The 13784-nt window shown below is 60.3% G+C and carries 12 protein-coding genes, 2 tRNA genes and 4 other RNA genes; 9 read left to right on the top strand and 9 right to left on the bottom strand.

From position 1 onward, the window contains the following. Nucleotides 1-31: 31 nt before the first annotated feature. Nucleotides 32-985: a prolyl aminopeptidase gene (gene pip, locus C3F38_RS12155; protein WP_038875880.1), complete on the bottom strand. Its 954-nt coding sequence runs from the start codon at nucleotides 983-985 to the stop codon at nucleotides 32-34. 194 nt (nucleotides 986-1179) lie between these two features. Next, entirely contained in the window at nucleotides 1180-1605 is a 426-nt protein-coding gene (gene dksA, locus C3F38_RS12150) for an RNA polymerase-binding protein DksA (RefSeq protein WP_038875849.1), read from the bottom strand. Nucleotides 1606-1974: 369 nt separating this feature from the next. Here dksA and C3F38_RS12145 point away from each other — a divergent pair, with 369 nt between their 5' ends. Next, on the top strand, nucleotides 1975-2721 hold the full coding sequence (locus C3F38_RS12145; protein WP_055317667.1) for a carbon-nitrogen hydrolase family protein: 747 nt from the start codon (nucleotides 1975-1977) through the stop codon (nucleotides 2719-2721). A 26-nt stretch (nucleotides 2722-2747) separates the two neighbouring features. After that, nucleotides 2748-3416: an exodeoxyribonuclease X gene (gene exoX, locus C3F38_RS12140; RefSeq protein ID WP_004928833.1), complete on the top strand. Its 669-nt coding sequence runs from the start codon at nucleotides 2748-2750 to the stop codon at nucleotides 3414-3416. A 35-nt stretch (nucleotides 3417-3451) separates the two neighbouring features. Here the strand turns inward: exoX and C3F38_RS12135 are convergent, their stop codons facing one another. The 6 genes from C3F38_RS12135 to C3F38_RS12110 all read right to left on the bottom strand — a co-directional run bounded on the left by C3F38_RS12135 (nucleotide 3452) and on the right by C3F38_RS12110 (nucleotide 10349). Then, a complete protein-coding gene (locus C3F38_RS12135; RefSeq protein WP_055317666.1) occupies nucleotides 3452-5485 on the bottom strand; it encodes a S9 family peptidase in 2034 nt (677 codons plus the stop codon). A gap of 68 nt (nucleotides 5486-5553) precedes the next feature. After that, a complete protein-coding gene (locus tag C3F38_RS12130; RefSeq protein WP_048233870.1) occupies nucleotides 5554-6207 on the bottom strand; it encodes a tellurite resistance TerB family protein in 654 nt (217 codons plus the stop codon). A 158-nt stretch (nucleotides 6208-6365) separates the two neighbouring features. Next, nucleotides 6366-6944: a molecular chaperone gene (locus C3F38_RS12125; protein ID WP_055317665.1), complete on the bottom strand. Its 579-nt coding sequence runs from the start codon at nucleotides 6942-6944 to the stop codon at nucleotides 6366-6368. Between the two features lie 42 nt (nucleotides 6945-6986). Beyond that, nucleotides 6987-7724, bottom strand: a complete 738-nt coding sequence (locus tag C3F38_RS12120) for a phosphatase (protein ID WP_038875855.1) — start codon at nucleotides 7722-7724, stop codon at nucleotides 6987-6989. Between the two features lie 90 nt (nucleotides 7725-7814). Then, nucleotides 7815-8756, bottom strand: a complete 942-nt coding sequence (ghrA, locus tag C3F38_RS12115) for a glyoxylate/hydroxypyruvate reductase GhrA (protein WP_047727776.1) — start codon at nucleotides 8754-8756, stop codon at nucleotides 7815-7817. Nucleotides 8757-8882: 126 nt separating this feature from the next. Continuing rightward, nucleotides 8883-10349: a peptide MFS transporter gene (locus C3F38_RS12110; protein ID WP_049194085.1), complete on the bottom strand. Its 1467-nt coding sequence runs from the start codon at nucleotides 10347-10349 to the stop codon at nucleotides 8883-8885. Nucleotides 10350-10796: 447 nt separating this feature from the next. On the opposite strand from C3F38_RS12110, the gene C3F38_RS12105 reads away from it, so the two are divergent. From C3F38_RS12105 to C3F38_RS12075, 7 genes are all read left to right on the top strand, one after another. After that, nucleotides 10797-10886 (top strand) — tRNA-Ser (locus tag C3F38_RS12105). A 626-nt stretch (nucleotides 10887-11512) separates the two neighbouring features. Next, a tRNA-Ser gene (locus tag C3F38_RS12100) sits at nucleotides 11513-11602 on the top strand. 46 nt (nucleotides 11603-11648) lie between these two features. Continuing rightward, nucleotides 11649-11768: non-coding RNA, RtT sRNA (locus tag C3F38_RS12095), on the top strand. Between the two features lie 46 nt (nucleotides 11769-11814). After that, a non-coding RNA gene (locus C3F38_RS12090) (RtT sRNA) lies at nucleotides 11815-11934 on the top strand. Nucleotides 11935-11980: 46 nt separating this feature from the next. Then, nucleotides 11981-12100: non-coding RNA, RtT sRNA (locus C3F38_RS12085), on the top strand. Between the two features lie 47 nt (nucleotides 12101-12147). Then, a non-coding RNA gene (locus C3F38_RS12080) (RtT sRNA) lies at nucleotides 12148-12267 on the top strand. A gap of 147 nt (nucleotides 12268-12414) precedes the next feature. Next, nucleotides 12415-13110, top strand: a complete 696-nt coding sequence (locus C3F38_RS12075; RefSeq protein WP_139108063.1) for a hypothetical protein — start codon at nucleotides 12415-12417, stop codon at nucleotides 13108-13110. 69 nt (nucleotides 13111-13179) lie between these two features. Here C3F38_RS12075 and C3F38_RS12070 read toward each other — a convergent pair whose 3' ends face one another. Beyond that, nucleotides 13180-13536 carry a helix-turn-helix domain-containing protein gene (locus C3F38_RS12070; protein ID WP_048233868.1) on the bottom strand — a complete coding sequence of 119 codons (357 nt, stop codon included), beginning with the start codon at nucleotides 13534-13536 and terminating at the stop codon, nucleotides 13180-13182. Between the last annotated feature and the right edge of the window lie 248 nt (nucleotides 13537-13784).

Below are 13784 nucleotides of genomic sequence, written 5' to 3'. Positions count from 1 at the left end.
AAAAACCCGCCGTTACGGCGGGTTTTTTACGTCACTTGCCGGCGAACCGGTCGGTGGCGATCATCAGCTGGTGCAAGATGCCCGGTTCATCAAACGAATGCCCCGCTCCTTCCACGATATGCAGTTCCGCTTCCGGCCAGGCCTTGGCCAGATCCCAGGCGTTCTGCACCTGGCAGGCCATGTCATAGCGGCCGTGGACGATCACCGCCGGAATATGGCGGATCAGCGGCACGTTGCGCAGCAGCTGGTCATCGCTCTCCAGGAAGCCCAGATGGGTGAAATAGTGGTTTTCAATGCGGGCGAACGCCAGGGCGAAATCGTCCTCGCCGAACGAAGCGGATTCGCGGCTCGGCAACAGCGTGACCGTTTCCCCTTCCCACACGCTCCACAGCTTGGCCGCTTCGAGCTGCACCTGCGGATCGGCCGAGGTCAGCCGCTGCCGGTAGGCGGCGATCACGTCTTTACGCTCGTCATCCGACAGAATGGACAGCACGCGCGCCCATTTGTCCGGGAAGAAGCGTGAAGCGCCGTCCTGGTAATACCAATGCAGCTCCTGCTTGCGCAGGGTGAAGATGCCGCGCAGCACCATTTCACTGACGCGCTCAGGGTGAGTCTGCGCATAGGCGAGCGCCAGCGTCGATCCCCAGGAACCGCCGAACACCAGCCATTGATCGACGCCGGCCATGTCGCGCAGCCGCTCGATATCGGCCACCAAATGCCAGGTGGTGTTGTTGTCCAGGCTGGCGTGCGGACGGGAGCGGCCACAGCCGCGCTGATCGAACAGCAGCACCTTGTAACGTTCCGGATCGAACAGCTGACGATGATGCGGGGAGATGCCGCCGCCCGGCCCGCCGTGAATGAAGACCGCCGGTTTGCCGTTCGGGTTGCCGCTCAGCTCCCAGTAGATCCGGTGGCCATCCCCAGTGTCCAGCCAACCGCTGTCGTATGCTGCTAACGGCGGGTACAAACCTCGTAATTGTTCCATGGCGCTTTCCGTCTCTCTGTGAGTCATGCTTTCATCAAAGCGGAAGCCGCCCGGCAGGTCAACGGTAAAACCCGAAAACTCGAACGCGCCCCGAGAACTCGGCGCGCGTTTGCTCAAAATCACAACGACCTGCCTGCAAAATGCCCACAGGTCCGATCGGTTGAGGGGCACATTCGCCCCCCGGCGGGACTCAATTAGCCACCTTTGCGCATATGCGGCTCACGCATCTCCTGTGCGGTTTTCGCCTCGATGCTCAGCTCCGCCGTCGGGCGCAGCAGCAGGCGCGCCAGCCCGATAGGTTCGCCGGTTTCCCGGCAGTAGCCGTACTCGCCGTTCTGCAATCGCGCCAGCGCCGCATCGATTTTCGGCAACAGGCGGCTTTCGCGATCCAACTGGCGGAACAGCAGGCGCAGATCCTCTTCGCGCGCCGCCTTGTCGGCTTCATCGCCCGTCGCTTCGCCGCCGTCGATATCCTTTTTCAGCTCATCGATGTGCAGCAGCAGCTTTTGCCGCTCATCCTGCAGCAGCTGGCGGAAAAACGCCCGTTGAACCGAGTTCATATAATCAGAATCCGGCATGGCCAGCAGTTGCTGCGCATCCGGTAACGTCATGACTGTCATTGCGCTCTCCCAACACCAAAAGTGTAACATTATAACATAATATTTGTTTTTAGCACCCGGTCATCCAAAAACAAAATTTCATGCACAAACAGCCGGTTAACCTAAAGCTGCACTTTGCCGCTTGCATCCTCTTGGCTTTAGGCGGTTAATGGCTGAGCAAGCCACCCAATCATAGGTAACGAGAGGCCATCATGAGTAAGGGAATGGATAGCAAAAAGAATGCGAAGAAGAAGCCGTTGAAAACCCCAGCTGAGAAACGTGCGGAGAAACGCGCCAAAAAAGCGCATCCGTCTGGTGAGTAAGCGTCCTTCCATCCGTCATTAAACCCGCCAAGGCGGGTTTTTTATTGCCTCACTGGAGAGATGGCCGATGTCCTGCCTCACCCTTGCCGCCGCCCAATACCCCGCTGCAGCGGCCAATATCGCCTGCAACCTTGAACGTCACCTTGAATTTGTTGCGCAGGCAGCAGATCAGCAGGTGCAGCTGCTGGTTTTTCCCGAGCTGTCGCTGAGCGGCTATGAGTTGGCCAATGCTGCCGAACTGGCGCTGACGCTGGACGATCCTCGCCTGCTGCCGCTCAGTGCAGCGGCGCAATCACGGCAGATGACAATCGTCGTCGGCGCGCCTTTGCGCAGTGGCCCGGCATTGCATATCGCCGCCTTGATCTTTCACCCCAACGGCGCATTGACTACCTATACCAAACAGCATCTGCACGGCGCGGAACAGCAATACTTCGCGCCCGGCGATGGCGGCTCGTTGCTGGAACTCCATCACCACAACATCGCGCTGGCTATCTGTGCCGATACTTCGGAGCCCGACCACGCGAGCGCCGCCGCACGGGCGGGTGCGCACATTTATGCCGCCGGCGTGCTGGTATCTGAAGCCGGTTACGCGAAAGACAGCGCAGCGCTGGCAGACTATGCCCGGCGTTACGGTATGGTCACGCTGATGGCCAACCATGCGGCACCGACCGGTGGCTGGATCCCGGCAGGCCGCAGCGCCATCTGGGATAACACGGGAGCGCTCCTGGTTGCCGCGCCGGATGACGCCTCAAGTCTGATCATCGCCGACAAGACTTCCGACGGTTGGCACGGCCGCCGGTGCCGGTTAAGCTGAGGGCTGACGGCAACGCGGAGGAAAACATGACGTTACGCGTAATAGATACCGAGACCTGCGGGCTGGACGGCGGCGTGGTAGAAGTGGCCTCCCTCGATCTGCTCGACGGTCAGTTAACCAACCCGATGAGCGATCTGGTCAGCCCGGATCGCCCCATCAGCCTCGACGCGATGGCGATTCATCACATCACCGAGCAAATGGTGGAAGGCAAACCGCGCATCGCGGTGGCGATCGGCCGCTATCAGGGCAGCCCCTACTACGTGGCGCACAACGCCGCTTTCGATCGCGGCGTGCTGCCGGAGATGAACGGCGCCTGGATCTGCACCCTCAAGCTGGCGCGCACGCTGTATCCGGACATCAAGTACGGCAACCAATATCTGCGCTACGCGCTGAACCTGGACGTGCAGCTACCGGCAGACGCCACGCTGTACCCGCACCGCGCACTGTATGACTGCTACGTCACCGCCGCGCTGCTGCAACGCATCATCAAGGATTCGGGCTGGACGCCGGAGCAAATGGTGCAGATCACCGAACAACCGGTGCTGCTGAAGAAGTTCAAATTCGGCAAGTATCGCGGGCAGGAGATCGATCGCATCGCCCAGGAAGACCCCGGCTATCTGCGCTGGATGCTGAAATCCATCGACGATCTGAGCCCGGACATGAAGCACACGCTGAAATACTATCTGATTGGCTAACAAGGCGGGCGGCGCTGGCCGCCCGCCGTTCGTCGTTACTCCGCCAGCGCAAGAATGAAGGCGTACTCCAGCGCAATATCCTCATAGGCCTTGAAGCGCCCGGACTTGCCGCCGTGGCCTGCATCCATGTCGGTATACAGCAGCAGCTGCCGATCGTCGGTTTTCAGCTCGCGCAGCTTGGCCACCCACTTGGCCGGCTCCCAATACTGCACCTGTGAATCGTGCAGGCCAGTGGTCACCAGCAGATGCGGGTATGCCTGCGCCTTCACCTGATCGTACGGGCTGTACTGCTTGATGTAGTCGTAATAGGCCTGCTCGTTCGGGTTGCCCCACTCGTCGTATTCGCCGGTGGTCAGCGGGATCGACTCGTCCAACATGGTGGTCACCACGTCGACGAACGGCACCTGCGCCACCACGCCGTGGAACAGCTGCGGCGCCTGGTTGATCACCGCCCCCATCAGCAGGCCGCCGGCGCTGCCGCCCATGGCGAACACCCGCTTGCCGTCGCCGTACCCTTGGGCGACCAGCGTTTCGGTCACGTCGATAAAATCGTTGAAGGTGTTCTGCTTGTTGAACAGCTTGCCGTCTTCATACCACAGCTGCCCCAGCTCGCCGCCGCCGCGAATGTGCGCCAGCACGAACACAAAACCGCGATCGAGCAGGCTCAGGCGGCTGGCGCTGAACGCCGGATCCATGCTGCTGCCGTAGGAGCCGTAGCCGTACACCATCAGCGGGTTGGCACCGCGCTGGAAGCTGTCCTGGCGATACACCAGCGAGACCGGCACCTCGACGCCGTCGCGCGCCTTCACCCACACTCGCTCGCTGCGGTAATTTTCCGGCGTGAAGTTCTTCACTTCCTGCTGCTTGAGCATCGTCCGCTCGCCGCTGTCCATGTTCAGCTCGTACAGCGTGGTCGGGGTGGTCATCGACGAATAGCCGTAGCGCAGCAGCGCGGTATCCGGATCCGGGTTATACGCCAGCCAGGTGGTGTAAGTCGGATCGTCGAAGGCGATGCGCTTCTCTTCGCCAGTCTGCCAGTGGATCTGGCGCAGCAGCGTCAGGCCAGCGCTGCGCTCCTCCACCACCAGCCAGTCGCGGAACAGGCTGAAGCCCTCCAGCATCACGTCGGCGCGCGGGGCGATCAGCGTCTGCCACTGCGCTTCGTCCGCCTGTTCGCTTTGGTACAGGCCGAAGTTCTTGCCGTCCTTGTTGGAGCGGATGTAGAAATGCTGGTGATAGTGATCGATGGCGTATTCGTGATCCTTGCGGCGCGGCACGAACAGCTGCGGCTTGGCGTCCGCACGATCGGCGTCCAGCAGCAGGATCTCCGAGGTGGTGGTGCTGCTCAGGTGGATCAGGATAAAGCGCTCAGATGTGGTCTTCTCCAACCCGACGTAGAAAGTATCGTCCCGCTCTTCGTAAATCAGCTCGTCCTGCTGCGGATCGCTGCCCACCACGTGACGATAGACCTGATACGGCAACAGCGTCTTGGCGTGCTTGCGCACGTAGTACACCGTCGAGGAGTCGTTGGCCCACTCGAAGCTGCCGGAGGTGTTCTCCAACACTTCGTCCGCCCAGCTGCCGTCGGCCAGGTTCTTGAAGCGAATGTCATACTGGCGGCGCGACAGGAAATCCTCCGCCACCCCCAGCCGCTGGTTGTCGGGGCTGACGTCCAGCCCGCCCAGGGTGTAAAACTCGTGGTTCTCGGCGCGCTGGTTGCCGTCGATAAGCACTTCCCAGTGCTCGCTCTCGGCCTGCGGCTGGCGCACGGAAATCGCGTATTCGTTGCCCGGCTCATAGCGCGTCTGATAGCGATAGCCGTGGCGCACGTAAGGCACCGAATGTTCCTGCTGCGGAATGCGCGCCACCATCTCTTCGTACAGGGTTTCGCGCAGCGCCTGCTGCGGTTTCAGCATCGCATCGGTGTAGGCGTTCTCCGCCTGCAGGTAGTCCAGCACCTGGCGGTCTGCGCGCTCGTCGTCGCGCAGCCAGTAATAGTCATCCACGCGCGTGTCGCCGTGGATGGTGATGGGATAAGGGCGTTTTTCCGCTTTCGGTGGGGTCATCATTGCTAAATCATCCGCTTACATAGATTGCGGCAAGAGTGACACGATTCCCCCCGGCTTGCCAAGCGGCGCTATGCCAGCTCGCGTTTTTTCTCGTTGACGTCGCTCTCGATGCCCTGCTTGACGTCCGCCGGGATCTTCAGCGCCTGCGCCAGCGCATCGAGGTAGCCGCGCTCCATAAAGTGGTCGACGTCAATCACCAGGCAGCTCAGATAGTAAACCTCCAGCGCCTCGTCTTCGTTTTGCACGCTGCGGGCGATCAATTCCGGGTTGAGCGGCTGATCGAGCGCTTCCTGCACCCAGCCCTGCGCCTCCTCCCCCACCTGCAGCTGCGCCAGGCTGTGATCGATGGCGCGCTGCTCGTCGGCATCGATATGGCCGTCGCTCTTGGCGGCGAACACCAGCGCCTGCACCAGGCGTTTGGCGCGCAGATCCACCGGCGTGGTTTGCAAACCGAACCTCGGTTCGCCCTGATGGGTCTCCTTCACCCGCTGCTTGTACTTGTTCCACAGCACCGCCCCCACCGCCGCGCTGCCGCCGACGATCAGCGCATTCTTGCCGAACTTGCCCACCAGCTTGCGCGAGGATTTGTTGGCCAACAGCACGCCGACCAGGCCACCCAGCGCCGTGGGCGCCAGCAGCTTGCCGATGCCTTCCGCTCCGCCCATCGCGCCGGCCTTCTGACCGATCAACGTTTGAATCTGCTGCATCCAGTTACTTTTCATCATCTACCCCTTGCGTGAAAAAGCGCGGCGCGCAGGCGCGGCCGAACCGATGGTAAACCGCCAGATTAGGGGAACTTTTGTCAATTTACGTCTGGGGGATGCAAACCTGTGTTTAGCGGTTCGGCGGGCCGGGCGGCCCGCCGGGATGAGCTGCGGCGTTACGCTTCTTCGTCGCCCGCTTCGTCGTCCTGCTCGTACTCCGCCAGCTCGTCGCGCATCGCCTGGATGGCGTTGCGGGTCATCAGTGCCAGCGTGCGGTAGAAAGCGGTGGTGGCGTGCGCTTCCACTTTGCCGAGGAAGCGGCCGCACCATGGCAGCAGGAACTCGTCGAACAGGGCAATCTGCGCCTGCGCTTCATCTTCCTGCGACTGATCTTCCAGCCAGGACGCCGCCAACAGTAGCTGGCCGAAATGGTCGGCCGGCGCCTCCGCCAGCGGCATGCCGCGCTGCTGCAGGAAGGTGCGCACTTCCGCCTCGCTGGCGCCTTCGACGTAGTCGGAGCGGAACGGCGACACGCTGCATTCGCTGCCGACGAACATCGCGTTGAAGTCGGTCGCCAGCTGGTTGACGTCGCAGCCCTGCTGCAGGCGCTTCAGCAGGTCATCCTGCTCCAGCGGCCAGTGCTGCTGCAGCTTGCCCTCTTTGATCAGCGCGAACAGCGGCACCAGCAGCGGATCCTGCGGCTGACGGTAGAACAGCGTACCCAGCACGCGGCAGACAATGGAAAACTCATTCATGATAATGCCTTATACAATACGGAAAATTTTGCCGGGACGATGTCACAAATCAGCCAGTTCCGCAATCGCCGGCTTGCCGCGCCGCTCGAGAAAGTCCAGCAACCGGCGCGGGCTAACGTTGAGAATGCGCTCCTGCGGGAAGCCCACCTCTTCGATAATGCGCTCGCAGTGCTCAAAGTTACCCAGCGAAAAGGCGACGTGCGAATCCGAGCCCAGCGCCAGCCAGCCGCCGGCATCGCGCACCGCGGCGGCGATCGTCCGGCAGTTGGCCTCGCTGCCCTTGCGGGAGTGGGTGAACGACGAGTTATTCAGCTCCAGCGCCACCTCGTATTTGGCCGCCGCCGCCGCGACGGCGGGAATGTCGATCGGGTAGCGCGGGTTGCCGGGGTGGCTGATGATATGCACGTCCCCCTGCGCCATTGCGGCGATCATCGCTTCAGTATTGGACGCTTTATCCTGCGGCGCAAACACCGGCTCATGGAAACCGGCGATGATTACGTCGGTGGCGGTCAACATCGGGCCGGTGCAGTCGATGTCGCCCTGAAGGTTTTTGATGTTGGCTTCGATGCCGCGCAAAATGCCCACGCCGTTCACCAGGCGCGGCCACACGTGCATGTTCATAAAGTGCCAGTAGTGCGGCGCATCGGCCATGTCCGGGCCGTGATCGGTGATGGCGAACAGCTTGATGCCCTTCTGCTGGGCTTCGGCGATGTAATCGTGCAGCGTGCTGTAGGCGTGGGTGCTGGCGACGGTGTGCATATGCAAATCAACGGGGTACATTGTTTCTCCTTCCAGAGGGCCCGCCCGCAAAGGTACGGACAGGCGCGATGACGATAACAGCTTATCAGTTACCGAACGGCGGCTGAAGGATCAGTAACCCCGCTGCCTGTCGACCACGCCGGCCGGGGCATGCCCCGCCTCCAGCGCGCGGATGTTGGCGACGATCTGATCCATCGCCTGCTGCGGCAACGTGATGGCAGCAATATGCGGGGTAATGGTGACACGCGGATGACGCCAGAACGGGTGATCCTGCGGCAGCGGCTCGCGGGCGAACACGTCCAGCGTGGCGGCGGCCAGTTGCCCTTGATCCAAGGCCGTCAGCAGATCGGCCTCCACCAGATGCGCGCCGCGCGCGATGTTGATGAGATAGGCACCCGTGCTCAACTGCGCGAACAGCTCGCGGTTGAGGATGCCGACGGTCTCCGGCGTATTGGGCAGCAGGTTGATCACCAATTTGACGCCGTCGAGGAAGGCCGCGCGCTGCGCCTCTCCGGCGAAGCTTTGCACGCCATCGATCTGTTTGGCGCTGCGGCTCCAGCAGCGCACGCTAAAGCCAAACTCGGTCAGCTTGCGCGCCACGCTCTGCCCCAGCACGCCGGCGCCGAGAATGCCGATGGTGAAATCATCCAGCGAGTGTGGATCGAGCGGCTGCCACTCCTGCCGCTGCTGCAGCGCCTGATACTCGTCGAAACGGCGGAAATAGCGCAGCACATAGCTCAGCGCATACTCCTGCATCTGCTGCGCCATGCCGGTATCCTCCAGCCGCAGCAGCGGCACGCCGGCGGGCAGCGTGCCGGGGTGCTTGCGCTCCTGATCGAGGATCGCGTCAACGCCGGCGCCGAGGGCGAACACCGCTTTCAGATCGCGGCGGTTGGCCAGCATCTCGTGCGGCGGGCGCCACACCAGCGCGTAATCGGCCGGCCGCTCGTCGCCGCGCTGCCACTCGCGGATCTCGGCCTGCGGCAGGCGTTGTTTGATGCCGGCCAGCCATTCCTGGGCGTTAAACAAGGGGTGGTAATAAATGATGTTCATACTGCGGGCTCCCGTTTGTTTTTATTGGTTTTCCTCCAGCCTTCCGCGATTCGCCGCCGGATGCAAGCGTTAAAGCCCAAAATAAAAACAGCCCCGACCAGTGGGGCTGTTGTGCATGTTAGCGAATCAGGCGGCAGACGGGCCGTCGCGCCGGATAAGGCGTCGCAGCAGCGGAATGAGAATCAGCATCGCCACGCCGACGCCCGTCGCCCCCCAGCCCAGCACGCTGAAGATTTCGCTGTAGCCGGGGTTGGTTTGCAGCGGCGTGCTGCCGCTGTTTTCCGGCATCAGGCCGGAGACGTAGCCCGCCAGCACCGAGGCGACGCCGGTCACCATCATCCAGCAGCCCATCATCACGCCCTGATAACGCGGCGGCGCCAGCTTGCCGATCATCGCGTAGCCGATCGGCGAGATCATCAATTCACCGACGCTTTGCAGCACATAGCTGATAACGATCCATTTGAATGCCACCAGCCCGTCGCCGCCCGCCATGCTGATACCCAGCGGCAGCACCAGCATGCCCAATCCGATGCAGAACAGCGATCCGGAGAACTGCAGCGGAATGTCGATGTTGCAACCGCGAGCGCGCAGGCGGTTGAACCACCAGGCCAGCAGCGGGCCGCCCACCACGATCACCAGCGTGTTGATGTTCTGGATCCACTGCGGCGCCACCTGAATGCCGTAAACGTTCAGGTTGATGTTGTGCTCGGAGAACAGCATCAGCCCCATCGGTGCCAGCTGGTACAGCGCCCAAAACACCAGCGAGCCCAGCGCCAGGATCAGATAGGCCGCCATTCTGCGGCGCTCATCGCGCGGATGGTGGCGCAGCGTCACCACGCACAGCATCAGGAAGATCAGCGCACCGAGCACGATCACGAAGTGGCCGCTGAATTCGGCATGGGTCAGCATCACGCGGATAATCGGCACCAGCGCCACCAGCACCGCTAACCCGACCAGCATGCGCCAGCGGTATTGGCTGCGGCTGGCGTCGTGCAGCGGGGTATTGAGATCCGCCAGAATGCGCCAGCGGCAGACGGCGACGATGATCGCCGCCGCGTTGCCCAGCGTGGCGAACAGGAACAGCGCGCGGTAGTTTTCCGTCAGTTGGAAATAACCGGCGACGGTAAAGCCGACGAAGAACCCGAGGTTCATACCGGCGTAGTTCCACAGGAACGCCGATTCGCGCCGATCATCGTCCGGCTTGAAACGCTGGGTGAGCATCATATTGATGCAGGTGACGTTGAGGCCGCTGCCGGTCAGGAACATCGCCAGCCCCCAGTACAGCCCCCACACGCCCGCAACGGCAATCAGCGCGCAGCCGATCACCTGCAGCACCATGCCGAGCACGAACAGATTGCGGTTGCTGAGGAATCGGCCGCCGAGGTAACCGCCGAACATGTGCAGGCCATAGTTGAAGGCGCCGAATACGCCCATCATGGCGTTGGCGCTGCTTTCGTTGAAGCCCAGCCGCTTGGTGGCGTACAGCACCAGCGTAGAGTAAAGCACGGCGAAGCCCAGCGTGGCGAAGATCTGGATGAAGAACAGCGCCCCCGCACCGGGGGGAATGGCATGGCGCGCTTGCGGCGCCGGCATGGCATCTGAAGGAGTCAAAACGAACCTCTACTGCATTATTATGTAATGAGTCTGTCCCTGTCTGCGATATCGCCGGCCTGTCACCCGGCAATCTGCGCGGCGTCGTGATATTCCTTGCCAAAAACGCCGCGCCGACATGATTCCATTTAGCGACACATCTGACTAATAATCCAGTATTAATGCATATAACATCAAACAACCCAATCTCATTGGCGACATATTGAGCTGCCTGTACAGAAAAAGGTCAAATAATCGTCTTTCATGGATTCCAACCGCTGCCTGCCCTGCCCGCCGGCGGCCGCGAGTGGGAATATCGTTCGGTAAATCAGCAAATTGCTGCAAGTTTGGCTAAACAGTCATGAGAATGGAATAAGAGGGTTGACGCTGAGATCAGATTCTCCTACATTAGCGCCCGTCGACAGCGCAAAGCGTTTCCGGCAACAAAACGGTGAGGTGTCTGAGTGGCTGAAGGAGCACGCCTGGAAAGTGTGTATACGCGAAAGTGTATCGAGGGTTCGAACCCCTCTCTCACCGCCAAATTCAAAAAGAAAGCCTGGATTCGCGTCCAGGCTTTTTTTTGCATGGTGCACCGCCGAGAGGGGCGAGAAGCCTCGACAGGGTTCGACAAAACGCCTGCGTTTTGGACCGCCAACGGCGGCCCGCAGGGTGAGCGCAGCGAATCAAGCCCTCTCTCACCGCCAAATTCAAAGAGAAAGCCTGGATTCGCGTCCAGGCTTTTTTTGCATGGTGCACCGACGAGAGGGGCGAGAAGCCTCGACAGGGTTCGACAAAACGCCTGCGTTTTGGACCGCCAACGGCGGCCCGCAGGGTGAGCGCAGCGAATCAAGCCCTCTCTCACCGCCAAATTCAAAGAGAAAGCCTGGATTCGCGTCCAGGCTTTTTTTGCATGGTGCACCGACGAGAGGGGCGAGCATCTTTCCCCCTCTGCGACAGTGATCCCCATTACCGTCGGTTATCCACGAACTTTACCGCTGATTTTCTCACCCATTCATGACATGTGCCCTGCCGTTCGCCGCAGTTTTCAGCAAAGTGCGCACGGCTTGAGCGGACGAACAAAAACACAGAAATTATTCTTGACCGGATCGGCCCCACTCCCTATAGTAGCGCCCCGTTGCAGCGATGATTTCGCAACAAAAAAATATGGTGAGGTGTCCGAGTGGCTGAAGGAGCACGCCTGGAAAGTGTGTATACGCGAAAGTGTATCGAGGGTTCGAATCCCTCCCTCACCGCCATATTCTACGAAGAAGCCTGAACTCGCGTTCAGGCTTTTTTGCATGCATAGCGCACTGACCGGGAGGGTGAGAACCCTCGATAGGGTTCGACAAAACGCCTGCGTTTTGGACCGCCAACGGCGGCCCGCAGGGTGAGCGCAGCGAATCAATCCCTCCCTCACCGCCATATTCTACGAAGAAGCCTGAACTCGCGTTCAGGCTTTTTTGTATGCATAGCGCACCGACCGGGAGGGTGAGAACCCTCGACAGGGTTCGACAAAACGCCTGCGTTTTGGACCGCCAACGGCGGCCCGCAGGGTGAGCGCAGCGAATCAATCCCTCCCTCACCGCCATATTCTACGAAGAAGCCTGAACTCGCGTTCAGGCTTTTTTGTATGCATAGCACACCAACCGGGAGGGTGAGAACCCTCGACAGGGTTCGACAAAACGCCTGCGTTTTGGACCGCCAACGGCGGCCCGCAGGGTGAGCGCAGCGAATCAATCCCTCCCTCACCGCCATATTCTAACGAGAAAGCCTGAGCGAAAGTTCAGGCTTTTTTGCATGCATAGCGCACTGACCGGGAGGGTGAGAACCCTCGACAGGGTTCGACAAAACGCCTGCGTTTTGGACCGCCAACGGCGGCCCGCAGGGTGAGCGCAGCGAATCAATCCCTCCCTCACCGCCATATTCTAACGAGAAAGCCTGAGCGAAAGTTCAGGCTTTTTTGTATGCATAGCGCACCGACCGGGAGGGAGCCCCCTCGACAGCGGCATAAGCTGTCGACCATAATGCCCTCATAAAGATAGGCCAATGCATAATGCAAGGGAGAAACGTGGCGCGTAAGAAGAAAGGCAATGCCCCGCGGCCAAAGACAGGCCCCGTTAAAGCAAAATCAAATAACCGTTTGGCGAAAGTATCGGCATTTTTGGTAGGCTCGGGGATTCTCGTGGCGATATTGGGCGCCACCTATCAGTACTTCGCCGGCAACGTTTCATTAGCTTTCGTTCAATCCGTCGGAAGAGCCTATGAGTTCCAACTGACGAATGACACGCCTTCGGATCGTACCGTAACCTCCTTCCGCATCATTCCCCCCGACGTCCAGCAAGTGATCTACAAAGTCACCGAGGATGTGTATGCCACCCGCGACGAAAAAGGGCAGATTACCTTGCCGGGCGGCAACCAGAGCTATGTTCCCGCCGCAGAATTTAAAGAGCTCGATGGCCAGCGCCTATCCGCGAACGCCTCATTCAAGTTTCGCGTGCCGCCGCTTTCCAATCGCACCTGGATGGCGCCGGAGGCGGCCATCGTCGATATTCGTTATGAAATCGACTCGTCAAACCCTGTACTTGCCGCTATTGAAGGCATATTTGACGTCCTTGGCTTCCACTCCCGCCAGCACACCGTTCGCTACCTGGTCATTGAAAACTACTGGACGCCTTCTCGTTCAAACTCCCTCAACGAGGCGATTCGCATATTCTGCCGCGACAGCGACACGGTGGCGAAGTCAGGCAGTTGCGCCAACTTTTGAATCCCCACGGGTAAAGACACAAAAGCCCGAACGCAAATTCAGGCTTTTTTATCCCCACTGCCCAACCGCTCAGTGGTGCGCGCGCCCCATGGACGCCGGCTGCGCCAACGCGCGGCGCCAGTCGCCCGGCGTTTGGCCAAATTGGCGTTTGAAGCTGCGGTTGAACGACTGCTGTGAGTCGAAGCCGAGCGAAATCGCCACGCTGACGATAGGCTCGCCGCTGTTGGCCAGGCGCTCCGCCGACACTTTCAGTTTTTGCATGCGGATATACTCCCCCAGCGCGTAGCCGGTCTGGCGCTTGAACATGCGCTGCAGATGCCATTTGGAATAGCCCGCGCGGTCCGCCACGGTGTTGATATCCAGTTTTTCTTCCAGATTGTTGTCGATCCACGCCTTCAAATCGGTAATAAAGCCCGTAGTGTTCATGCTGATGCTCCCATCATTCGGCAGGGTCACCCTCTGCCCGATGCACATACGTTGCAACAGTTTCGCTTTAAATGCAATTTTTATTATTGCATTTACCGGAAAGCCGCCACTATACTCCACCAAATTAATGTAACCGATATTGATACATTAATGTGACACCAATGTGTTTCAAAACCTAACGCTGCGCCGCTACACGACGCAGCCGCCCCCTCGCCGCACGCCGGCGCAGGGGCGAATCCCGGAGAACA

The organism is Serratia sp. SSNIH1 (assembly GCF_002935055.1).
In the GTDB taxonomy this organism is placed as follows: Bacteria; Pseudomonadota; Gammaproteobacteria; order Enterobacterales; family Enterobacteriaceae; genus Serratia; species Serratia nevei.
This window is presented reverse-complemented; position numbering and strand designations above follow the sequence as displayed.